Raw genomic sequence first — 22163 nt, 5'->3', positions numbered from 1 at the left:
ATGTTTCAGACACGGCACGACCTGTTCGACCGCGCGCGCGTGGGTGCCCGCGATGACGAAGATCACGGCGACCCCATGCGCGGCCTGTTATATGCCGTGCCGATCAGCCTGACGATCTGGGCCATCATCCTCTGGCCGTTGCTGGGCCTGCTCTAACGCCCCAGCAGTACCCGCGCCTGGCCGGCGATCTGCGCCAGCATCGCGGCGTTCGGTGCCGGCGCATGCCGGGCACGATCCACAACCGACTTGAACTGCGCGACGCGGCCGGCATTGGCAGCGAGCCATGTCTCGACCAGCGCCTGCGGATCGCCGCCGCCGCGGCCGAGGAATTCGAGCCGCAACTGCTGGAAATCGCGCGCGAGGCCCGCGATGAGCAGCCGCTCCCACGGATCGCTCGACGCGATGCGCGCGGCATTAGCCTGCGCCCAGTCGAGCCCCAATGCCTGGCCGAGCCGGGTGAAGGCGCGCGTCAGCACCGCTTCGTCGAGCCCGAGCCGCTCGCCGAGATCGGCGAGGCCGACCGCGCCGTCCAGCTCGAACAGCCGCACCACTTTCTGCACCAGCTTCTTCGGCGCGCCGGCCGCCTCCAGCGTGGCGGCGATGCGCGCGCTCTGCGCGCTCGCTTCCTCGAGCAGCAGGGCCTTGGTTTGCCGGTCGAGCTGCGCGGTGCCCTTCGCCAGCCGCGCCAGCGCCGGGCCCGGTCCAGTGCCGGATCGCACGACGCGCAGCAGGTCGGCGATCTGCGAGCGGGTGGCCACCGCCACTTCCTCGAACAGCGCGATGCGCGCGCCCTCGGGCATCACCGCGGTCTCGATCTCGGCCCAGAGCGCGGGCAGGCCGAACAGCCGCTCGGCCACGACGAACATCGCCGCGATGTCGCTCATCGCGGCGCCTTCCTCCTCGGCCAGCTCGAACGGGTGGAGCACGCCGAGCCGGTTGACGATGCGGTTGGCCAGCTTGGTCGCGACGATCTCGCCGCGCAGGCGATGCTCGTCGATCGCCTTGCCGAACTTCCTTCGCATCGCGGGCGGGAAGGCGGCATGGAGATCGGGCGCCAGTTCGGCGTCGAGGCCGAGATCGGCGAGTTCGATCGCTTCCTGCAGCGCCAGTTTGGCGGTGGCGAGCAGCACCGCCAGTTCGGGGCGGGTGAGGCCATGCCCTTCCTGAGAGCGGCGCAGCAGATCGTCGTTCGAGGCAAGCCCCTCGACCGCGCGGTCGAGTTTGCCCGATGCCTCGAAGATCTCGATCAGCCGGACATAACTCGGCACGGCCTGCGCGCCGTCATTCTCCGCGATCGACAAGGCGAGCGTCTGCAGCCGGTTATCCTCCAGCACGATAAACGCGACATCGTCGGTCATCGCGGCGAGGAAGCTATTGCGCTTCTCATACGCCAGCCGGCCCTCGATCATCTCGCGGTTGAGCGCGATCTTGATGTTGACCTCGTTGTCCGAGCAATCGACGCCGGCCGAATTGTCGATGAAGTCGGTGTTGATCCGCCCGCCATGCGCCGCGAACGCGATGCGCCCCGCCTGGGTGACGCCCAGATTGGCGCCCTCGCCGATCGCGGTGGCGCGGATCTCCTCGGCATTGACGCGCAGCCGGTCATTGGCCGGATCGCCGACCTGGATGTTGTTCTCATATGCCGCCTTCACATAGGTGCCGATGCCGCCGAACCAGATCAGGTCGACGGGCGCCTTCAGGATCGCCGAGATCAGCGCGCCCGGCTCCATCTCGCTCGCGTCGAGCCCGAGCGCGGCGCGCACCTGTTTCGACAATTTGATCGTCTTGTCGGTGCGCGGGAACACGCCGCCGCCCTTGGAGATCAGCGAGGGGTTGTAGTCAGCCCAACTCGAGCGGGGCAGCGCGAACATGCGGTTGCGCTCCTCCCAACTCGCGGCGGGATCGGGATCGGGATCGAGGAAGATGTGGCGGTGGTCGAACGCCGCGACGATCTTCAGCGTCTTCGAGAGCAGCATGCCGTTGCCGAACACGTCGCCCGACATGTCGCCACAGCCGACCACGCGGATCGACTCGCTCTGCACATCGACGCCGCGCTCCGCGAAGTGGCGCTGGACCGAGATCCAGGCGCCCTTGGCGGTGATGCCCATCGCCTTGTGGTCGTACCCGACCGAGCCGCCGCTCGCGAAGGCATCGCCCAGCCAATAGCCATGGTCGAGCGCGATCGCATTGGCCACGTCGGAGAAGGTCGCGGTGCCCTTGTCGGCGGCGACGACGAAATAGGGGTCCTCTCCGTCATGCACGATGACATGCGCGGGATGGACGACCTTGCCCTCGACGATATTGTCGGTGATCGACAAGAGCGAGCGGATGAACACCCGGTAACTCTCGGTCCCCTCGGCCAGCCACGCGTCGCGGTTGGCGACGGGGGGCAATTGCTTGGGATAGAAGCCGCCCTTGGCGCCGGTCGGCACGATCACGGCGTTCTTCACGCGCTGCGCCTTCATCAGGCCGAGGATCTCGGTGCGGAAGTCATCGCGCCGGTCCGACCAGCGCAGCCCGCCGCGCGCCACCGGCCCGGCGCGCAGATGGATGCCTTCCACACGAGGGCTGTACACCCAGATCTCGCGCCACGGCACGGGCGCGGGCAGGCCGGGGATGAGGTGGCTGTCGAGTTTGAACGCCAACGCCGTCTGGCCCGCGGGGGCGAAGGCGTTGGTGCGCAAGGTCGCCGCGATCACATTGCGCAGCGCGCGCAGGATGCGGTCGTCGTCGATCGCCGAGACGGCGTCGAGCCCCGCATCGATCGCGGCGTCGGCGGCCAGGATCGCCTCGATCTTTGCCTTTCGCGCCGGATCATGCGCCGCGCCGAAGCGCTCGATCAGCGCGGCGGCCACTTTCGGCGCACGGCGCAGCGCATCGACCACCGTCGCCAGCGAATAGGGCAGCCCGGCCTGGCGCAGATAGCGGAACCAGGCGCGGAACAGCACCACCGAGGCGGGCGCCATGCCCGCATCGACGATCAGCCGGTTGAACGCGTCATTCTCCGCCCCGGCCTCCAGCACCGCGGCGATCGCGCCTTCCAGCACCGCCGGTTCGCCGCGCGCCGGGTTGGCGCTCTCGACCAGGAACTCGTGCACGAAGCCCTGCGCGTCGTCGTTCAGCGCAGTCGGCACTTCCTCGATCACGCGGAAGCCGAAATTCTCCAGCACCGGCACCGCGTCCGACAGCGGCAGCGCGCCGCCGACGCGGTAGATCTTGAGCCGCGTCGCGCCCTTCGCGTCGCGGAACAGCCGCACCGAGCGGTCGCCGGGCGTATCGAGCCGGCACAGGCGCAGGATGTCGCGCGCCGCTTCCTCGGCGCTGCCCGCCGCGCGATAGCCTTGCGGGAAGGTCGCGGCATGGCGCAGCGCGAGGCGCGTGGCGCGTGCCGGCTCGACCGCCTCGGCCAGCGCCGCCTCGACCGCCGGGACCCAGCCGCGCACCATGCGCGCGATCCGCGCGTCGAGCGCCGCCGTATCGGGCATCACGCCCTCGCCGCGCAGATCGATGGTGTAGCGGATCTGCGCGACCACGCTGCCCTCCATCGCGATGCCCCAGTTGAGCAGCCCGCCATGCGCCGCCTCGGCCAGCATGTCGCCGATCGCGACGCGCCGCGCGGTGGTCAGGTCGTCGCGCGGCAGCCACACGAACGCGAACAGATGCCGCCCCAGGATCGAGCGCACCAGCACCAGCGCCGGGCGCGGCCGGTCCGCCAGCGACATCGCGGTCAGCGCGACATCCTCCAGCGAGGCGACGTCGAACGCGGTGATCAGGTCGTGCGGCAGCGAGGCGAGCGCATGGGTGAGCGCCTTGCCGGTATGCCCCTTGGGATCGAAGCCGAACTTCGCCTCCAGCGCGGCGAGCCGCGCGCGCAGCACCGGCACGTCCTGCGGCGGCGCGTTGAGCGCCGAACTGGTCCACAGCCCGGCATGGATCGAGAGACCGGTGACCTTGCGCCCCTCGCGGATCGGCACCAGCACCAGGTCGAGCGGGACATGGCGGTGCACGCCCGAGATCTGGTTCGACTTGAGCAGCAGCGGCGCTTCCCCGCCCTTTTCGAACCAGGCCATGGCGAGCGCGCGCGACGCCTCGGCGAGGATCGGCACGCTGTGCGGGTGGCGCGCGATGCCGAGCGGCTTGTCGCTCTTGCCCTGCCACAGTTCATGGCCGAGCAGGGTGAAGTTGCGGTCGAGGAACCACAGCAGCAATTCGCCGCCCTCGCTCGTCCCCAGCGCCTCCGCGTCGGAGGCCATGCGCGCCTGCATCGGCGCCCAGTCGTCCACCGCGGAACGGACATCGGCCAGGTTGCGCTCGAGCGCGGCGAGCAGGTCGCGCCGCTCGCGCGAATCGGCGCGCTCCATCTCGATATAGATCATCGATTCGGGCTTGCCGCCTTCGCCGCTCGCCCCGCCGACGCTGGTCAGCGCGCCCGCCGCATCGCGCGTGACGCTCAGCACCGGGTGGATGATGCGATCGATCACGATGTTCTGCGCGCCGATCGTCGCCGCGATCGAATCGACCAGGAAGGGCATGTCGTCATTGACGATGGCGAGTCGCATCGTGCGGCGCGGCTCGGACCCGGCGATCGGCTCCAGCGCGAGCACCGGCCTGCCCGGCGGCCGCGTCTCGGCGGTGGCGGCGACGAAGGCGGCGGCATCGGCCCGCTCGGCCTTGCCGAACCCCTGCAATTCCCCCGGAAGTGCGCCCTTGGTCAGCCGGGCGGCAAGCGCGTCCGACAGCGATTTCAGCGTGGTCTTGGCCATCGCCGCCCTATGCTCCCGCAAGAAAATTACCTCAACCCTTGTGGCGCTGCACAATGGATTCGGGGGGAGGGTATCCTCCCCGGAACGGGGAGGGGGACCGCGCTTGCGCGGTGGAGGGGGGCTTCCGCAAACGGTACGGCTGTGGAGAGCCCCCTCCACCATTCGCTGAAGAAGCGAATGGTCCCCCTCCCCGTGTCGGGGAGGAGTTAGTAATAGTCCTCCCGCAGCTCGCGGTAGAGATCGTAGCCGTCGTCCAGGTCGCGGTAGAGATTCTCCTCCTCGTCCCGGCTCCGCCGCCGCTCCGTCACGCCATAGCGCGACGGGTCGAGCCAGCTCGGGTCGCGGTGCAGCACCGGTTCGGCGAAGGTCAGCGCCAGCGCGTCGGCATCGTCGGGGGAGCCGAGCCCGCGCGCCTTCATATGTTCCTTCTTCTCCAGCAGGATCGACACCTGGTCTGCGGCATAGCCATATTCGACGCCGGTCAGGTCCGCCGCCAGCGCCTCCTCGTCGGGGATCGCCCCGCCCGACAGCCAGCCGCGCATGTTGGTCCACATCTCGGAACGCTTGTTGGCGCATTGCACCCGCATCTCGCCGGCCCAGATCGCCTCGCGGCCCTTGCCGCCGAACCACACCTCATGCACGTTGGGCACGCCGAGCTGGCGCAGCCGGTCGACCACCGCGCCGCCGATATTGCCGGCATCGACGAAGATCGCATCGGGGTGGAAGCCCTGCACCTGCAGCGCGACGTCGCCCGCCATGGTCATCGCGTCCACCCCCTGCCAGCGTTTCCACGGCCGCGTCCGCGCATCCCGCCCGCAGCGGATGGCGAGCGTCGAATGATCGTCGCCGAAGCGCGCGCAATCCAGCCCGAAGATCACCGGATCCCAGGTCACCCCGCCGAACAGCTCGCGCGTCCGTGCCGCGGCGACCAGATCATGCCCGATGAACTGCATCGAGGAGTTGGAGGGGAATTGCCCGCGCACGCGCACCCGCACCACGTCGCTGTCCTCGCCGTACGTCGCGACCAGCTCGTCGAGATAGGCGCGGTTGACCCCCTCCACCGTGCGACTGTCGATCTGCCGCCCGTTCCACAAATGCCGGTGCCGCCCGAAACAGTCGCGAAAAGGGCCCGTATTGTGCGTCGGGTTGCCGAAGGCGAGGAACAGGATCTCGGTCCCCTCGTCGGTCAGCGCGCCCAGCGCCACCTCCCACACTTTCGGCGCGATGCCCGATGCCTCGTCGAAGATCAGGATGATGCGCTTGCCCTGGTTGTGCAGGCCGGCGAACGCCTCGGTATTGGCGACGCTCCAGGTGACGAGATCGGACCGCCAGCTCCGGTCATGCCCCGCCACGGTGGAGACGAGCGATGTCGCGGTCGCGCTGAACCAGTCCTTCGTGATCGACAGGTTATGCCATTTCACGATCTCCGGCGCGGTCTTGGTCAGCAGCTGCACCTCGGTATTGGCGGTCGCGACGATGCGCGTGTCGATGCCGGTGTCGAGCCCCCATTTGATCAGCATCGCGATCAGCGCCGATTTGCCGATGCCGTGGCCCGACGCGCGGGCGATGCGGCACGGCATGTGCCGCGTGGCGGGATCGGACAGATGCGCGCCGATCGTCTCCATCACCTCGCGCTGCCATGCGCGCGGGCCGGCAACGCCGGCCAGCGGGCCTTCGCCCCAACGAAAGGCGAACTCGGCGTACCGGACGGGGTCATGCGCCAGCTTCTTCATCTCGTTGACGAGCGCGCGGCGCGACATGGGCTTGGGGTCAGTCATAATCGGGTGTCTTTCCCACGCGGGCAAAGGCCTGCAGGATGATGTCGCCCAGCTCGTCCGCGTCGCGCTCCTCGATCGGAATGCGCCACTCCTCGGGCCGGCGGCGGCGCAGCCATTGCAGCGCCGCCTGCGGATCGGCGAGCACGCGCCGCCGGAACCGCGCGACTTTCGGCTCGCTCCAGCTCGCGAACATGAAGGCGCGCTCGGCGGTATAATCATAGCCGCACGCCCGCTGGTGGAGCGAATTCACCACATGCTCGTCGGCCAGGCTCTTGCCGGTGGTGCACGCCTCGGCGAAGTCCGTGTGCATGCTGCGCCATCGATAGAAGGTGGAGATGTCGATCTCCAGCAAATCGGCCACCTCCTCGGCGACCGATCCATTGGCATAGGCCTTGCGCGCGATATCGGCATAGGCGGGGCGATAGGTGGTGGGGCGTCCTCTTGGCATGGGGCGCTTTGTGGGGGATGCGGGGGGAAGTTTGAATCGACGTCACCCAACGCCCGGATGTCGCTGCTTTGGCGCGTCCCCAGCCTCTGCCCATGGGCGCGAAGTTAAGTAAGGTCGTTTAAGATCAGAATCTTACCGTCACCCCGGACTTGTTCCGGGGTATAGTGATTGTTCAAGAAAAACGAGTTTCTGACCACAATCGCTAAATGCCACCGGATGGAAGTTGCGCCGGGCTGTTGATCACCCGATAATCGACCGAGAGAGCATTCCGAAAGTGCTTACGCCCGCACAAAATCTTACGACGCTCATCGGGGCGCAAGTCGGTCAGGTGGATTGTCCCCTTGGTTTCGCGGACAAGGTATAGATGATCGGCCCCGTCATCGTCACCCATCACGATGGCCCAGTCCGGGTTGTAGTTTCCAATCGGTGTCGGCACTTGGAACCACGCCGGTAGCTTTGAATACAGTTTTACACGTGCGTCATTTTCCAACGCCTCGGCAAAGGAGCGCTCAATGGTCTCTGAATCGACGACCACCCCATCATAGATATGAGTGCCGCCGGACACTCCATTGAATTCGCTCATCACGACATTGGATTCAAAGGCGTCGACGAATTCATCAAACTGACGCTGCTCATACCACGAACCATCGCGTTCATATTGAATGCCGTCCACAAGTTGATCGGCTAGCCGCGATTTGATTGCATCTACCAAAGCCCCCGCAAATTCCTGTGGGTTGTCCAAAGCCCTTTGTGGGTTAGCGGTTTGCTTGAGGATCGCCAATACGGTGCCACGGCCGATCCGCATAGGCGGGGTCGTCGCCTCCATGAGGCTTTCGACAAGCGCCACGATGTTCGGCAAGGGGAAGCGACCTTCAAGGTCGATAGCAACGCTCGCATCGGCAGTCCGCACCGCTTCAAAAGTGTCCTCGTCGGCTTCCGCTCGGACCCGGGCAACCTGAACGATCACGCGTGGGCGACGCACCTCGACATCGGCCATGTCTGCCACGACATCGGCGATCAGCTTGGGACTGTCGATTGAGACGGCATAGCGCGTGCGGTGCTTAATCTTTTCCCATAGAGCCTGAAATTCAGGTTTCAGCAGATGCCCTTTCCGCAGTGCAAGTGTGACCCGCTTGCGCACATCGCCGGGCTTAGGTGGCACGCCGTCCTTGCCATATTCCTTTTCGATCTCACCTTGCAGGCCGGTCACGAAGCGTTCGTAACTTTCGCTGGCGGCAACGGTCAGCACGTTGACCCGCTCATCGGTGACACGCTCGCCAGTTGTTGCATCGACGGGCAACCGCACCCCGCGACCAACTTGCTGCCGCCGCTCCGTTTCGCTGCCAACTTCGCGCAGCGTGCAAATCTGAAAGACGTTCGGATTGTCCCATCCTTCCTTGAGTGCCGAATGGGAGAAGATGAAGGCAACCGGCTCGTCAAACGACAGCAGCCGTTCCTTAGCCTTCATAATCAAATCGAATTCCCGCGCCTGTGCCTCCCGCTCGTCCTTCGTGGTGGCGGTGGGCTTGTCGAAGATGGTCGTCTCACCCTTCTTGTTCACCTTCGACGCGAAGTAGGACGCCTGCACATCGAGCGCCTTGCGATCCCGCCATTCGGGATAAGCCTGCTTGGCCTCCTCAAACGCTTTGATGAACAGGGTGCGGACCAACCCTTCATCGGAGCGGAAGCTCTCGACGGAATCGACGAAAAAAAGCGATAGAACCTTCACGTTGAAGCCCCAATCGCGGATCCGCTTTTGCTTGCGGAAATGCTGTTCCACCGTGAAGCGAATTTGCGCTTCGATCACCGCTTCGCGTTGGCTGCCGGTTTCGCCGCCCACCGCAATCTCGACATTGTTTGTAAACCGCACATAGTCGAAGTTGATCTCGGCGACCTGAAATCCCTCATAGTCCGCACGCTTGGTCTTGGCCGCCAGCTCGTCACCGGGCCTCAGTTTGATTGCCTTGCGCGTCACCTTGCCGTTGGAGGTCGATTGCACATCGACGGTGACTGTCGCGGTCAGCGTTTTTTTTGCCGCTTCCGTCTTGTCGAGCCGGATGAACGGAAGGTTGGCGGTCTCCTCCTCGACAGCCGCGCCGATCTCAAGCCGCTTCACCAGCCCTTGCCGATAGGCATCGTAGGGGGTGAGGCGATAGACCAGATTGTAGGCATTGCGATGCGTGGCGCTGTAGCGCAGCGCGAACAGCGGATTGAGCGCTGCCAGTGCCGCAACACCGCCCTCGCTTTCCATATTCTGCGGCTCGTCCAGAATGAGCACGGGCCGCACCGCTTGCAGCAGATGGATGGGCGGCGCGTTCCCTTCGTTCGATTTGCGAATGACGTTCGTCTCATTGCGGAAAGACTGAATGGTCATCACCATCACCTCCACCGCGTTCGATGCCGCGAATGCGCGAACCTGACCGGGTTGCCCGGCATAGACGGAAGGGCGGAACGGCGGCAGGCCTGGGATTGCCACGAAATGCTTGCGAGTCTGCTCTATCGTTTTCAGCACGCCTTCCCGCACTGCGACTGAAGGCACGACGATGATGAATTTGGTCAGTCCAAAGCGGCTGGCCAACGTCAGGAGAGTGCGCAGATAAACATAGGTTTTGCCAGTTCCGGTCTCCATTTCGACCGAGAAGTTGGGAAAGCGAACCTCGCCAGCACCTTCATACAGCTCCACCGCCTGTTCAATGTTGGCAAGCGCATCATCGAGCGGGAGACTGCCATCCCCCTGCACCCGGCGAAGATTGTCGAGCAGTTGGGCGTCGTCCAGATCGAGCCGGTTCGGCACCACGGTTGAACCGGCGGCCGGGATCAGATTTGCGCCTATATGGCCCTGACCCTCGAGCAGCCCCATGACTGAGGCGATGGCGTCCAACTGGAATTTCTGCGTGGCGTCGAAACGAAATTCCATCGCGTTAGAGCACCTTCAAGTTGCACTGGAGGGCTAAGTTCGCCGCTATGGTGTCGTTGAGAGCCGTATCACGGCATACGAATAGATCATTCTTGGTCAAACCAAGTGGCTTCACCGCATCAAGGTCGATATGATCGACAAGGCAAATCGTGAACGCGCGCTCACCGTCCTCGTCGCTCACGCGCCAGAATTTGGGTGGGATTGTTTCGCCGATCGGGTTGATTGCGGCCGTCAGTGGATAGCCTTCCCGCAATGCGACTTCCCAGATGACATCTTCGACCTGCCAGCCATGGACGAGGGTATCCGCGAAGGCTTCCATCTCCTTGATGTAACTCTCCGGTGTCTTGTCCTCCACGCCGGTCCATCGGCGAGTGTTGGATGCGGCCAGCCGGAACGCACGGATGCCCTGATTGCTGGGCGCAACGTCCGGGAGAGCCAGCACACGGCGCAGCCGTTCGCGGGTCACTTGTGTGATCGTTTTCCAATCTCTGGCGAGCGCGGCTTTGCCCGTCCGCTCTTTGGGGTTCACGGCTTCTGGCAATTGCACGCCAATATAGCGTGCCCCGACCATGCCGTTGGCGGCAAGGCGGATAACCGCCTCGCCGCTGGAGCCCGACCCCGCAAAGAAATCTACGATGATCGGCTGGTCGTCGTTCGATGCCATGTAGCGAAACAGTTTGGCCAGCTCGTCATGATCCTTAGGATTGTCAAACACCTTGGCACCCATCAAGGTTCGAAGATATTTCACTGATACCTGCGATTGCTTGTAGAATACGGTGCCGCGAACCTGCGTAGCCAGCTCTTCGACCTCATTGCTTCCATTATCGGCATCATCATCAATTTCCGCATCCGCATCGTCTAGCAGCTCATATGAGACCGGCTTGATATGATACTTCTGGAATGGAGGCTCGCTATGGTCTTCTCGAAACACTACAAGACCTAACCTGACCCGTTCTTGCATCGTCGCAGGATCAGAAAATCGCCAGCCTGCTTCTGGGACAGCACAGGGCAAGCCCGTCTTAGGATGCAGGACGTCGTATTCAGGGCCGCCCCCGCCCGGCCATGAAATATCACGATCCCGCCAGGGCCCATTCGCATCAACCCGTTTGTAGCGGCTCCATTTCTTCGACGGATGCGATTTCGGCAACTCGCTGAACCAGGCGGTCAATTCCTGCTCGATCACCTTGTCCGCGCGTTCGCCGTCGCCATGCGCGGCACGTAGGCGGACATACTCGTCCCAAATTTCCCGCGCGCCCGGTTTCTCCTCACGCCAAACGGCTTTGGCTTCCTTCAATGCGAGAAGGGACCGGGCATAGACGAGTACATATTCATGGCCGACCGACAGCAGCTTGGCGTCGTTCTTGCGGCCCTTTTCCCATACCATCTGCGCGATGAAGTTTTCCGCGCCGAACACGTCATCGCAGAGCAGGCGAAGATTGGCGGCTTCGGCATCGTTGATGCTGATGAGGATGACGCCATCCTCTTTCAGCAATTGCCGCGCCATCGACAGGCGCGGAAACATCATCGACAGCCAGTTGGAATGAAAGCGTCCGGCCTTCTCCGGCGCGCTGGTCGTCATGTTGCCGTTTTCATTCATCTGCCCAGTCTGGCGCAGATAGGCGCTCAGCGGATCGGCGAAGTCGTCATGGTAGATGAAATCATTGCCGGTGTTGTAGGGCGGATCGATGTAGATCAGCTTCACCCGGCCGAAATAGGATTTATAGAGGAGCTTGAGCACCTCCAGATTCTCGCCCTCGATAAACACATGGGCGGCATCGTCGAAATTGACGCTCTCCGCGCGATCCGGGACCAGGGTAGCGGCGGACGGCGCTTGCAGCATGGCGATGGCGGCGCGCTTTCCCGGCCATGTCAGCCCGTAGCGTTCCGGCCCGTTTTCGATGGGCAATCCGACCAGCGCCGCCAGCCGGTCTAGGTTGATCGCGCCATCGGTAAACGCTTCCGGCGCAACGTCTTTCAGGCGCGCGATCAGCTCGTCGCGTTGGTTGGGGGTGGCAGGGTCAATTCGCTCTTGATCGGTCATCATCGCTCTGTGCCGGAACAGCCGGAGGCGGACAAGAACCGTTGTCCCGAGGATAACGGTGACAGATGCAATTACCCCTTAACCCGTCTATCCGGTCTCCCGTCAGGCACCATCTCCGAGCATCGGCTGATAGCTCGACCCATATGCCGCGCGAGAGAACAGATCGGACCCCTCGGGCAAAGGCGCCTCACTCAATATTTCATATCGTCGGAGCTGCGCCGCCAGCTTGACGGCAATCATCTCCTCCGCCCTCCGCCGTACCTCTGATTGAGGCGATTTGAAATCGTTGCGATTGGAGGTGGATAGCCCCCGCAGCGCAAGCCTCAGATTCCAAACCAACTCGGCCTCGTTGACTTGGCGCACGATCGCCTCCTTCGAATCAGGGCCGGACCACAGCGGGCAATTTCCAACATCGCAAGCCCAGGCCAGTCTTGCTCGCTCGTGGCGGGAATGACTGAGCGATCGGCAGTTGCTTGCGAGGCATTCCCGCCCCGCCGATCCCCGCTCTGCCTTTCGGACTCGGGTTGCGCTGTGATCGGACCCCTTCTGGTAGCGCGCTGCGCCCGGCCGCCAGAGTATCGAACCAACCCGGCCGGGCGGCGGCGCATATGGGACGTTTCGCGAGTCTGTTGAATCGGTTGGGGCCGAAATGGCGCGCCCGTAACGCGTGACGCAGCGCCTTGACGCCCGGTAACGGACCATAACGCGCGTCACGGCGTGACAGCCAGTCGTCAGGATTGCGTGACCACTGATGTCCCGATTGCCCGGCCCTTCCCACGGTGACGTGCGGCAAGATTCCCGCTATGATTTTTGACATGGGCAGGCGTTTGAAACACGCGACTGAGGCTGGCTCAGGTACCGATCTGTCCCCAGCGATTGAGAAAGTGTCGCGCGAGGATGATGGTCGGATCGTCATCGACCCGGCTTCAACGCCCTCCTATAATCTGGATGCTCTCGTCGCCGGGATGACGCCGGAGACATTCCCGGAGGAGGTCGATTTCGGTCAGCCGATGGGAAAGGAAATCTGCGGGTTTTGACGCAAACCGCCTGATTCCAAATCGCCGCGTCGATTCACTGACGCCCACATTTCTGCTGAAATCCCGCAGCCCATAATGGTGCTCGGAGGCTCGCGATGCCAATCCCCGCTGCAAGTAAAGCATTAAGCAAAACTGATACCCCTCGCGTAATTCGGCCAGTAAAATGACAGTCGAATTCGCGCCAGGGGGAGGCGGCCAGTCCGTACCGGTGAAGCACTCACGTGCACGCCGTTGTCAGGTCATGCCTAAATCGCGCGCAAGCCGCAAGAATCGCTCGATTTCGCCCCTCTCGCAAGTGGGTCGCATAATTCCGCGATTAGTTGGCAAGCGTCGGCAGCGCACGCCGCTGGTGTATGCCGTTTCTACGCCAAACCGCACCGATCCCGCCGCGCATCACGGCCACATCTTCGCAGCAACGCCGTCACCCCCGCGACACCCCCGGCCGCGTCGTCTGGCGCGTCCAGGGCTCGATGCCCAGCCGCGCCGGCAGGTCCTGCAGCAGCGCGTTGAGCCGGTCGTTGGCGGCGGAGCGGCAACCCTTGTCGTGCTGCAGGGTCGTCACGCCGGCGTCGGGCGCGGTCCAGGTGATGCGGGTGTGCGACTGGTCGCTGATCCGCGTGTCGCACTGGGTGTCGGCGGTCGTGCCGGTGGCGGGGCGATAGGCCGCGAGCGCGGCGGCGAGCGCGCGGTAGCTGGCGGGGCCGGCCTCGCGGGTCTTCACGCCCAGCGCGGCGGTGTGGCGCTCGCCGGTGAAGGTCACCGTGCCGGCCGGGCTCACCGCGACGCTATAGACCGGGCAGAAGCCGAAGCACGGGCCGACCGAGACCGCGATCGTCTCGGCGGCAGGCGGGGTTCCCGTCGCGGGCGGGGTGCCGGGGGCGGCGCAGGCGCCGAGGCTCAGCAGGGCCGCGGCCAGGGCGATCTTCGGGAACGAAACCATGGTGTCTCCAATCTCGGTTCGGCCCCCGATACCGCCGCGAAGATGAACCGCGCGCGACGGGGGTCAGGGGGGCGGGGTTCAGCGGGGCGGGGCTCAGGGGGCGGGGTTCAGCCTGGCCGGGTCGCAGGTCGCGGCATCGGGCAGGCACATCGACCAGCCGCCGCCCATCGCCTGGTAGAGCTGGATGCGCGCGGTCAGCGCGTCGGTGCGGACCTGGAGCAGCGAGAGCTGCGCGCCGAGCAGCCCGCGCTGCGCATCGAGCTGTTCGAGATAGGGCGAATAGCCCTCGCGGTACCGGTTGGTGGCGAGGCGCAGCCCCTCGGCCAGCGCGTCGCGCTGGCGCCGGGCGGAGGCGGCCTGTTCGTCGAGCCGGGCGGCCGCGGCCAGCGCGTCCTCCACCTCGCGGAACGCGGTCAGCGCGGCGCGGCGATAGGCGAAGGCGGCCTGGTCGCGCTGCGCCCCCGCCGCTTCCGCCTGGGCGGTCAGGCGCCCGCCCTCGAAGATCGGCGCGAGCACGCTGCCGCCGAGCGACCAGATGGTGATCGGGTCCTGCAGCAAGGTGGAAAAGGCCGCGCCCGCCGCGGCGGTGAGCCGAATTTGGGGCAGGAAGCGTTTGCGCGCGGCGGCGAGCGACTTGTCGGTCGCGGCGAGCTGATATTCGGCCTGCGCCACATCGGGGCGGCGGCGCAGCAGTTCGGACGGCAGGCCGGCCGGGATGGCGGGCTCGGCCAGCGCGTCGAGCGCCAGGCCGCGCGCGATGGCCTGCGGGGTCTCGCCGGTCAGCGTGCTGAGCACGTCCTCGGTGCGCGCGATGCCGAGCTCGATCTGGGGGATGATCTGCGCGGTCGCCTCATATTCGGCCTCGGCCTGTTGCAGCTCGAGCTTGGGCGAATAGCCGCGGCCGACGCGCGACCGGGCGATGCGCAGCGACTCGGTGCGCGCGGCAAGGGTGGAGCGGGCCACCTCGAGCCGCGCGTCGAGCCCGCGCAGGGTGACATAGCCGCTCGCCGTCGCCGCCGCGACCGAGAGCCGGACGGTGTCGCGCGCCGCGTCGCTCGCCAGCCAGGCATCGCGCGCGGCGGCGCGCTGGTCGGCGAGGCGGCCGAACAGGTCGATCTCGTAGCTCGCCTGGAGCTGGGGCTGCGCCGCATTCTGCTCGACCGGCTGGCCGAACGCGTTGACCGAGCGCGAGCGGCCGCCGCTGAGCCCGGCATCGATCGCCGGCAGCATCTGCGACCGGGCAAGGGCGAGATTGGCGCGCGCCTCGCGGATGCGGCCGGCGGCGATGGCGATGTCCGGATTATTGGACAGCGCCTTCTCGACCAGCGCGGTGAGCACGGGATCGCCGAACGCCTGCCACCAGGCGCGGTCGAGCGGGGCGACGGGGCCGGCATCGGTGCGCCAGGCGGGCGGCGGGGCGAGCGGGGCGACGCGCGCCGTCTCCACCGCCGGGCCGGCGCAGGAGGCGAGCAGCAGCAGCAGCGCTATGGGGGCGGCCAGGGGGGAGGGGCGGATCATCAGCGCTTGCCGCCGCGCGTGTCGATGCTCAGCTCCACCGACATGCCGGGGCGCAGCCGCGCCGCGATCGGTTGGTTCGGGTCGATCCGGATACGCACCGCGATGCGCTGCGCCACCTTCACGAAATTGCCCGTCGCATTGTCCGATTTCAGCACCGCGAATTCGGAACCGGCGGCCGGCGCCATGTTCTCGACATGACCGGTCAGCGCCGCATTGCCCAGCGCGTCGACCTTGAACCGCGCGCTCTGGCCGACCGCCATGTCGCGCGTCTGCGCTTCCTTGTAATTGGCGACGACCCACACATTGTGCGGCACGAGGAACAGCAATTGCGTGCCCGCCGTCACATAGGCGCCGCGCCGCACGCCGATCTCGGACAGCTGGCCTGCCTCGGGCGCGCGGATGATGGTGTTGTCGAGATCGATCTGCGCGAGGCGGAGCTGCGCGCGGGCCGCCTCGACCGACGCCTCCAGCCCGCCGCGCCCGACCACCACGGTGCGCACGTCCTGCGTGCCGATCGACCGGCTCGCCTGGGCCTGGCGCACCCCCGCCTCGGCGGCGAGCAGGGTGGCGCGGGTCTGGTCGAATTCGCGTGTCGAGATGGAGCCGTCGGCGACCAGCGCCTGGGCGCGCTTCATATCGGCCTGGGCGCGCACCAGCTGGGCGGTGGCATTGGCGATGCCGGCGTCCTGGCTCTGGATCGCGACTTCGCGCGATCGCTGCGCCTGGCTCGAATTGGCGAGCGCGGCCTGTTGCGCGGCGACGTTCGCCTCGGCCTGGGCGACGCGCGCGCGGTAGATGCGGTCGTCGATCGTCGCGAGCACCTGGCCCGCCTTCACCTCGGCGAAATCCTGCACCGGCACCTCGGTGACATAGCCGCTGACCTGCGGGCTGATGATCGTCACCCGGCCGCGGACATAGGCATTGTCGGTCCGCTCGCTCCAGCCGGCGAAGGGCGGCAGGCGCCAGGCATAGAGGATGGTCAGGATCGCGGCGATCGCCACCACCACGATCACCACGATCACCGGGGTGGACTTGGTCGCCGGGCGCCAGGCGCTGGGCGCCGCTTCCGCGGGCAGCGCCGCGGCCGGGGCGGATTCGGGTGGTGGCGCTTTCGCCCCGGCCGCCGGGGCGGCTTCCTGTCTCGTGTCGGTCATCTCATTGCCCCTGTTGCGCCTGTGCCTCTTGTGCCTTCAGCATTGCCTGTTGCAGCAGCACGACCGGCGATTTTTCGCCCCGCCGCCGGATCGACCAGCGGATCGCATAACCCCATAGCGCCACGAAGATCGCGAGCACCCCGACCAGCAGGAACACGTCGTTGAAGGCGAGGATGTTCGCCTCCCGCGCGACCTGCTGTGCCAGGATGGCGGCGCCTTCCGCGCTGCGCAGCGCCGGGTCGCCGACCACGCCCGTCACCGCGCCGCCGCCCGCGCGCACCCGCGCCGCGACCAGCGGATCGGTCATCACGATGCGCTGGACCAGTTCATGCGAATGATATTTCTCGCGCACCACCTGGAACGTGCCGAGCAGCGCGTTGCCGACCAGCCCGCCGATGCTCTGGCTGATGCTGAACAGCACGACGAAGCTGATGAAGTTGCGCCCGCCGGCCAGCAGCGTGCGCGCGATGCCGATGACCATCGCCTGCGCCAGGAACAGCAGGGAAGCGAAGCCGATCAGCGCCTGGCTGAGGTAGAAGCTGCTCGGCCGCGTCAGGTTGTTCGCATCGGCATCCATGAAGGACGCGATGACGATCAGCACGACCGCGATGGTGATCGGGCGGGCGACATTGTCGGGGCGGAAGGTCAGGACGGCGGTGACGAGCCCGGCAATCGAGGCGAGCACGACGATCACGTTCAGCACCACCATCTGGTCGTTGATCATGCCGAGAACGGTGAGCAGCCCGACCGAGCCATAGGCCTGTTCCGACAGCAGCACGCGCACCGACGCCGCCACCGCCATCAGCCGCACCACTTCGCGCGTCGCGAGCCAGCGGGTGTTGATCAGCGGGTTGGCGCGGCGATGCTCGACGATCAGCGCGCCCGCGATCAGCGCGATGCTGGCGGCGAGCGCCCAGCCCATCCAGGCCCGCTCCGTCCACCATTCGATGCGGCCTTCGGACAGCACCGCGATCAGCAGCCACAGCCCCGGCGCGAGCAGGCCGAAGGTGAGGAAGTCGAGCGGCTCGAACACTTTCTCGCGCTCGCTCGGCGGCAGCGGCAGGCTCATCACCGCGGACAGGGTCGCGAGCGCCAGCCCGAATTCGAACCAGTAGAGATTGTGCCAGTCGCCCCATTCGAGCAGCCGGGGCGAGAAGACCCGCGCGAGCGGCGCGGCGAGCTGCGGGATGGAAATGCCGATCATCACCGCCGCCAGCCGTTTCGGCGCGGGCATCGCCTGGAAGAAATAGAGGATGGTGAGCGTGGAGAGGCCGCTCGCCGCGACCCCGCTCACCGCGCGCACCGCGACCGAGGTCCAGAAGCCATGGACGAACAGGTGCAGCAGCGTGATCGCGGCATAGGCGCCGAGCGTGTAGCGGATGAACGGCTGCAGCCCGAATTGCTGGCGGTATTTCACCAGCAACAGGTTCGCCGTGATGTTGGTCATGAAATAGGCGCCGGTCAGCCAGGCGCTCTCGTCGCTGTTGAGGCCCAGCGTGCCTTGCGCGAAGTTCAGATTGACCGTGACCAGCGCATTGCCGAGCCCGCCGGTCAGGCCGACCAGGCAGCCGATCAGGAAATAGAGGACACGCCGGCGCGCGGGATGATCGGGATTGGCCGGGGAGCCCGGCAGGGTCGGCCGTTCGTGCGGCTTGAAGACATATTCCGCCACGTCCCTGTCTTTCTTGCCCCGTTTTTCCCGACTCGATGCCCACGACTATCGTCGGCACGGCAGGGTGCGCCTAGGGACAGCGTGTTGCCAGCGTCAATTAACACCTTGGTGCAGGATGAAATGCGGACCCTGCATCCTATCTTCGCCCTGGGCGGGGGCTGCTGGCCTCCGCCGATCCACCGAGGAGCGAGCCAGTGACGACCCCCCTTCGCATCCTGTTGCAGACGACGATCGAACCCGCCGAGGACGACTGGAGCATCGCGCGCTTCTCCGTGCTGCGCGACCTGCTCGAGCGCGCGCGGGACGATGACGGCGCGCCGCTCTACGAGGTGACCGCGCGCGATCGCGCCGCCCCGCCCGGCACCGACGATCCCGTGCTGGCGCGGATCGACGAGAGCGATTTCGACCAGCTCTGGCTGTTCGCGGTCGATGTCGGCGACGGGCTGAACGCGACCGAATGCGCGGCGATCAGCCGCTTCCGCGCGGCCGGCGGCGGGCTGCTCGTCTCGCGCGATCATATGGACCTCGGCTCCTCGGTCTGCGACCTGGGCGGGGTCGGCGCGGCGCATCATTTCCACACGCACAATGTCGATCCCGATCCGGCGCGCCAGGCAGTCGATGATCCCTATACGACGAGCATCCTCTGGCCGAATTTCCATTCGGGCGCGAACGGCGATTATCAGGAGATCGTGCCGGTGGCGCCGGTCCATCCGCTGCTCGCCGATCCCGAGTCGCCGGACGGCCATCTGCGCTATCTGCCGGCGCATCCACATGAAGGTGATGTCTCCGCGCCGTCTGACGATCCCAGCGCGCGCGTCATCGCCACCGGACGCAGCAAGGTGACCGGGGCCGAGTTCGCGATCGCGGTGGCGTTCGAGCCGCAGGGCGGCGCCGGCCCGGCGGTCGCGCAATCGACCTTCCATCATTTCGTCGATTACAATTGGGACGTGGCGCTCGGCGCGCCGAGCTTCGTCAGCGAGCCGCCCGGCGGAAGCCTGGTCGCGACCCCCGAGGCGCTGCGCTCGGCGCGGCTCTACGTGACCAACCTGGCGCGCTGGCTCGGCGGCTCGGCGCGGGCGCGCCACCTCGACCAGCAGCTCGACGAAGCCTTGGAGGAGAGTTTCCCGGCCAGCGATCCGCCGGCGATCAGCTAAGCGAGACCATGTCGCCGCCGCGCGACCGCGCGGTGATCGGCCGGGCGGATGCCGGTTTCGTCGCCCGGCGCTCGGCCCTGATTACGCCCCTGATCCCGCCCTCGAACCCGTCGAGGAACGCCGCCAGCCCCCCCGGGGCTACGCCGAGGCGGCGGGCATGGGAGAGGATCGCGGCATAGTCGGCAAGCCGCGTCCTGTCGCCATCGGCGCCGAATACGAGCATCACCACCGGCATCATCGGCGCGCGCAGCTGAACCGCGATCCCGGCACGGTCGAGCAGCAGCGCATAGGCGGCGGGATCGGCATCGGCGGCGAGCGCGACGTCATGCGCCAGGCCCAGCGCGTGGTGGAGCGTGGCGCCCGTCCGTCTGTCGCCGACCGCCGCCGCGGCCTGTCGCGCGCGCAGCAGCTGCTCGGCCAGGCGACCGGCCGGGGCCCTCGACCCGATCCCGCGGCCGACCCGCTCTTCCGCGTCGCCCGGCCAGGCCATGGCCGTTGCGAACGGCCCGGCGACCGCGCGGCGCGCGGCGCCGAGCTCGGCATCCAGCATCGCCTGGGTGCCGGCGTCGACCAGCTGCTTCCAGCTGATCACGCCATAGATATAGTCGACCGACCTCCCGCCCGACGAAAAGGGCATCAGGACGCCGCGGCACAGCGTATCGTGACCGCGCCAGTCGACGAATTCCTCCTCGAAGTCGATCGGCGCGCGATCGGCGATGGTCCGGCGATACTGGTCGGTCAGGTGCGAGAGCAGCGATCGGTCGGGTATCGCGGCGATGTGCGCGAAGTCCTGGCCGAGCCCGCATTCCTCGCGCAGGCGCCGGCCGACCCAGACGATCGCCGGATCGGCGACGCCGCCCGCGACATCGAGCAGCGCGCTGTGCGGGCCGAAATCGGCGATCGTCGCCGCATCGAGATCCTCGATCGACGGACAGGCGCGACCGCGCAGCAGCGAGACCCAACGATGATAGGCGCGGACATGCATGCGCCGCTCGTCGGTGCCGACTTCGGGTCGCGGATGCCCGAGGCTCCCCGCCGCCGAATCGGGTTCGCGCCCGGGCGCCCGACCGTCTTCGAAACCGCGGACCTTATCCATGCGATTGCCACCCTTAAGGGCTTGTCCCAGCCCGTTACCCAGGCGGTGTGCACCGGATGTGGTAAATCTTGTGTAAAGCGGCGACCGTTCGCTGGCGTGAGCGCTTGTCAGCCGCCGAACCAGATGATAAGCGCCGCCCCCTCGCGAACGCCCGTCCACGGGCCGCACCGGGATATGCCGCTTTAGCTCAGTTGGTAGAGCATCGCATTCGTAATGCGGGGGTCACAGGTTCGAGTCCTGTAAGCGGCACCAGTCCTTCCCATTGAAATATAAGCGTTTCTTGTCAGTCAGCGCGCCGCGCGGGGGCCAGATCCACGATTTTGGTATCGCGCTGGTATCGCAAATGCACTTGGGTCAGCTTCCCCACGTCGGCCCAGAATGATTCCACGCCGTCGATAAACTGGGTGAGATACTCCGGGCGAAGGTGTCGGTAGTGCCGCTTGTTGGTGCCATCCCCGCGGTGGCCTGCGGCTGTTTCGATCTGGGCTTCCGGGACGCCGCGACGATGCATTTCCGTGCTCGTGGTATGTCTCAGCGTGTTAGGCGACCCCAGTCCTATCAACTTCGGGCGCGGGGTTGTCTCGCCGAGCTTCCGGCGCGGAGGCAGCCAGATAGCCTCTCTGTCCGCGTCGCGCGCGTGCTCGCAAATCCCCGCAGCGACGAGCGTCTTGTCGAACGCCGTTTTGATGCTGTCGACAGGAATCAACTCAAACCGAGGTTCTCCAGTCGCGCGATCAATGTGCCGCTTCTGCCATTGGATCGCACGCCCACGGTAAAGATCGAGCCACGGCGCCAAGGTAGGGCAAACCGGCACGATTGATCTGCGCTTCTTGGTCTGGCGACGACCGGGCGCATTGAAGTAGATCAGGCCATCGTGCACCTGGATGTCCTTGTCGAGCTCAAGGACGGCCTCCACGCGAGCGTTGGTGCTGAGCATGATCATCGCAAACATGTGAATGTGGTGACGCTCCTCGAGCGCCCAGGCCGCCTCCAGCAGCGCGGCGATCTGCTCGACCGTATAGACCAGGTCCCGCGGTTCGGCCTTGTGCTTCACGTCGGGGATGAAGGGTGCCGAGGCGATCATGTTGCGCTTCCAAGCCCAGTTCAAAGGCTGACGCAGCGCCGCTGTGTCGCGAGAGATTGTATGGCCGCTTACGCCGTGACCGCCGCGCCATGCTTGGAAGCGCTCCACCAACGCCGTCGTGATGTCCGCAACAACGGGTGGTCCGAGAAGGTGCCCCTTGGCCCGTTCCTCGAGAAAGAATGCCTGCCAGTGAGCCACGCCATTTGTATAGCGCACCGGGTCTGCGAGGTTCACTTCGGCATGCTCGAGCAACCAGTCCGCCATCAGCTTCTCGACGTAGATCGACGCTATCGGAGCCTGCACCGGCCTCTGCGAGGAGAGGTAGTGTTCGGCTAGTGCGTCCTGAGCCTCTTTCGGCGGCTGATCTCCGTCACCGCCGCCGATGCCAAGCGACTTGCGGCTAGTCCGACGTCCGCGTCCATCGGAGCCGTCTGAATACCAGCAGATGGCCCAGTCGTCTCGATCTGCACGATACCATAACCAATAGGCGCCGAGCTGGTGGCGGTGGCCCGCCCCCGCCTTGGTTCTTTGATCGGTCGGTTGTCCTGTCCGCATAGGGCG

General features: G+C 66.1%; 15 protein-coding genes and 1 tRNA gene. 4 read left to right on the top strand and 12 right to left on the bottom strand.

Features of this window, described 5'->3' with window-relative positions; genetic code table 11:
• Positions 1–156: a hypothetical protein gene (locus tag AC1DX5_RS02055; RefSeq protein WP_478013955.1), complete on the top strand. Its 156-nt coding sequence runs from the start codon at positions 1–3 to the stop codon at positions 154–156.
• On the opposite strand, the gene AC1DX5_RS02050 is transcribed toward AC1DX5_RS02055, so the two are convergent.
• From AC1DX5_RS02050 to AC1DX5_RS02025, 6 genes are all read right to left on the bottom strand, one after another.
• A complete protein-coding gene (locus AC1DX5_RS02050; protein WP_478013954.1) occupies positions 153–4763 on the bottom strand; it encodes an NAD-glutamate dehydrogenase in 4611 nt (1536 codons plus the stop codon). The two genes, AC1DX5_RS02055 and AC1DX5_RS02050, sit on opposite strands and share 4 nt — an antisense overlap.
• A gap of 206 nt (positions 4764–4969) precedes the next feature.
• Complete coding sequence (locus tag AC1DX5_RS02045) at positions 4970–6541, bottom strand: terminase (RefSeq protein ID WP_478013953.1); 1572 nt, start codon at positions 6539–6541, stop codon at positions 4970–4972.
• Positions 6534–6989, bottom strand: a complete 456-nt coding sequence (locus AC1DX5_RS02040; RefSeq protein ID WP_478013952.1) for a hypothetical protein — start codon at positions 6987–6989, stop codon at positions 6534–6536. Before AC1DX5_RS02040 ends, AC1DX5_RS02045 begins: the two co-directional genes overlap by 8 nt.
• Positions 6990–7191: 202 nt before the next feature.
• On the bottom strand, positions 7192–9906 hold the full coding sequence (locus tag AC1DX5_RS02035) for a restriction endonuclease (protein ID WP_478013951.1): 2715 nt from the start codon (positions 9904–9906) through the stop codon (positions 7192–7194).
• Between the two features lie 4 nt (positions 9907–9910).
• Positions 9911–11950, bottom strand: a complete 2040-nt coding sequence (locus AC1DX5_RS02030; RefSeq protein ID WP_478013950.1) for a site-specific DNA-methyltransferase — start codon at positions 11948–11950, stop codon at positions 9911–9913.
• Positions 11951–12049: 99 nt separating this feature from the next.
• Positions 12050–12310: a hypothetical protein gene (locus AC1DX5_RS02025; RefSeq protein ID WP_478013949.1), complete on the bottom strand. Its 261-nt coding sequence runs from the start codon at positions 12308–12310 to the stop codon at positions 12050–12052.
• A gap of 440 nt (positions 12311–12750) precedes the next feature.
• On the opposite strand from AC1DX5_RS02025, the gene AC1DX5_RS02020 reads away from it, so the two are divergent.
• Positions 12751–12984, top strand: coding sequence for an AbrB/MazE/SpoVT family DNA-binding domain-containing protein (locus tag AC1DX5_RS02020; protein ID WP_478013948.1), 234 nt, complete (start codon positions 12751–12753; stop codon positions 12982–12984).
• Positions 12985–13405: 421 nt separating this feature from the next.
• Here the strand turns inward: AC1DX5_RS02020 and AC1DX5_RS02015 are convergent, their stop codons facing one another.
• The 4 genes from AC1DX5_RS02015 to AC1DX5_RS02000 all read right to left on the bottom strand — a co-directional run bounded on the left by AC1DX5_RS02015 (position 13406) and on the right by AC1DX5_RS02000 (position 18268).
• Positions 13406–13924 carry a DUF6438 domain-containing protein gene (locus AC1DX5_RS02015; RefSeq protein ID WP_478013947.1) on the bottom strand — a complete coding sequence of 173 codons (519 nt, stop codon included), beginning with the start codon at positions 13922–13924 and terminating at the stop codon, positions 13406–13408.
• A gap of 93 nt (positions 13925–14017) precedes the next feature.
• Entirely contained in the window at positions 14018–15442 is a 1425-nt protein-coding gene (locus tag AC1DX5_RS02010) for an efflux transporter outer membrane subunit (RefSeq protein ID WP_478013946.1), read from the bottom strand.
• Complete coding sequence (locus AC1DX5_RS02005; RefSeq protein ID WP_478013945.1) at positions 15442–16596, bottom strand: HlyD family secretion protein; 1155 nt, start codon at positions 16594–16596, stop codon at positions 15442–15444. Before AC1DX5_RS02005 ends, AC1DX5_RS02010 begins: the two co-directional genes overlap by 1 nt.
• A 1-nt stretch (position 16597) precedes the next feature.
• Positions 16598–18268: an MFS transporter gene (locus AC1DX5_RS02000; protein WP_465171802.1), complete on the bottom strand. Its 1671-nt coding sequence runs from the start codon at positions 18266–18268 to the stop codon at positions 16598–16600.
• 194 nt (positions 18269–18462) lie between these two features.
• On the opposite strand from AC1DX5_RS02000, the gene AC1DX5_RS01995 reads away from it, so the two are divergent.
• Positions 18463–19422 (top strand): hypothetical protein, encoded by a 960-nt coding sequence (locus tag AC1DX5_RS01995; RefSeq protein WP_478013944.1) that lies wholly within the window; start codon positions 18463–18465, stop codon positions 19420–19422.
• On the opposite strand, the gene AC1DX5_RS01990 is transcribed toward AC1DX5_RS01995, so the two are convergent.
• Positions 19415–20518: a PAS domain-containing protein gene (locus tag AC1DX5_RS01990; RefSeq protein ID WP_478013943.1), complete on the bottom strand. Its 1104-nt coding sequence runs from the start codon at positions 20516–20518 to the stop codon at positions 19415–19417. The genes AC1DX5_RS01995 and AC1DX5_RS01990 overlap by 8 nt on opposite strands.
• A 176-nt stretch (positions 20519–20694) precedes the next feature.
• On the opposite strand from AC1DX5_RS01990, the gene AC1DX5_RS01985 reads away from it, so the two are divergent.
• Positions 20695–20770, top strand: a tRNA-Thr gene (locus AC1DX5_RS01985).
• Positions 20771–20801: 31 nt separating this feature from the next.
• Here AC1DX5_RS01985 and AC1DX5_RS01980 read toward each other — a convergent pair.
• A complete protein-coding gene (locus tag AC1DX5_RS01980) occupies positions 20802–21866 on the bottom strand; it encodes a tyrosine-type recombinase/integrase (protein ID WP_478013942.1) in 1065 nt (354 codons plus the stop codon).
• Positions 21867–22163: the final 297 nt, after the last annotated feature.

This window comes from Sphingomonas sp. P2_B6 (genome assembly GCF_056404755.1).
This window is presented reverse-complemented; position numbering and strand designations above follow the sequence as displayed.

Bases quoted from the DNA above. Each gene is read 5' to 3' on its own strand.
- AC1DX5_RS02055 (WP_478013955.1), top strand. From the start codon at position 1: ATGTTTCAGACACGGCACGACCTGTTCGACCGCGCGCGCGTGGGTGCC.
- AC1DX5_RS02050 (WP_478013954.1), bottom strand. From the start codon at position 4,763: ATGGCCAAGACCACGCTGAAATCGCTGTCGGACGCGCTTGCCGCCCGG.
- AC1DX5_RS02045 (WP_478013953.1), bottom strand. From the start codon at position 6,541: ATGACTGACCCCAAGCCCATGTCGCGCCGCGCGCTCGTCAACGAGATG.
- AC1DX5_RS02040 (WP_478013952.1), bottom strand. From the start codon at position 6,989: ATGCCAAGAGGACGCCCCACCACCTATCGCCCCGCCTATGCCGATATC.
- AC1DX5_RS02035 (WP_478013951.1), bottom strand. From the start codon at position 9,906: ATGGAATTTCGTTTCGACGCCACGCAGAAATTCCAGTTGGACGCCATC.
- AC1DX5_RS02030 (WP_478013950.1), bottom strand. From the start codon at position 11,950: ATGATGACCGATCAAGAGCGAATTGACCCTGCCACCCCCAACCAACGC.
- AC1DX5_RS02020 (WP_478013948.1), top strand. From the start codon at position 12,751: ATGATTTTTGACATGGGCAGGCGTTTGAAACACGCGACTGAGGCTGGC.
- AC1DX5_RS02015 (WP_478013947.1), bottom strand. From the start codon at position 13,924: ATGGTTTCGTTCCCGAAGATCGCCCTGGCCGCGGCCCTGCTGAGCCTC.
- AC1DX5_RS02010 (WP_478013946.1), bottom strand. From the start codon at position 15,442: ATGATCCGCCCCTCCCCCCTGGCCGCCCCCATAGCGCTGCTGCTGCTG.
- AC1DX5_RS02005 (WP_478013945.1), bottom strand. From the start codon at position 16,596: ATGACCGACACGAGACAGGAAGCCGCCCCGGCGGCCGGGGCGAAAGCG.
- AC1DX5_RS01990 (WP_478013943.1), bottom strand. From the start codon at position 20,518: ATGGATAAGGTCCGCGGTTTCGAAGACGGTCGGGCGCCCGGGCGCGAA.
- AC1DX5_RS01980 (WP_478013942.1), bottom strand. From the start codon at position 21,866: ATGGCGGACTGGTTGCTCGAGCATGCCGAAGTGAACCTCGCAGACCCG.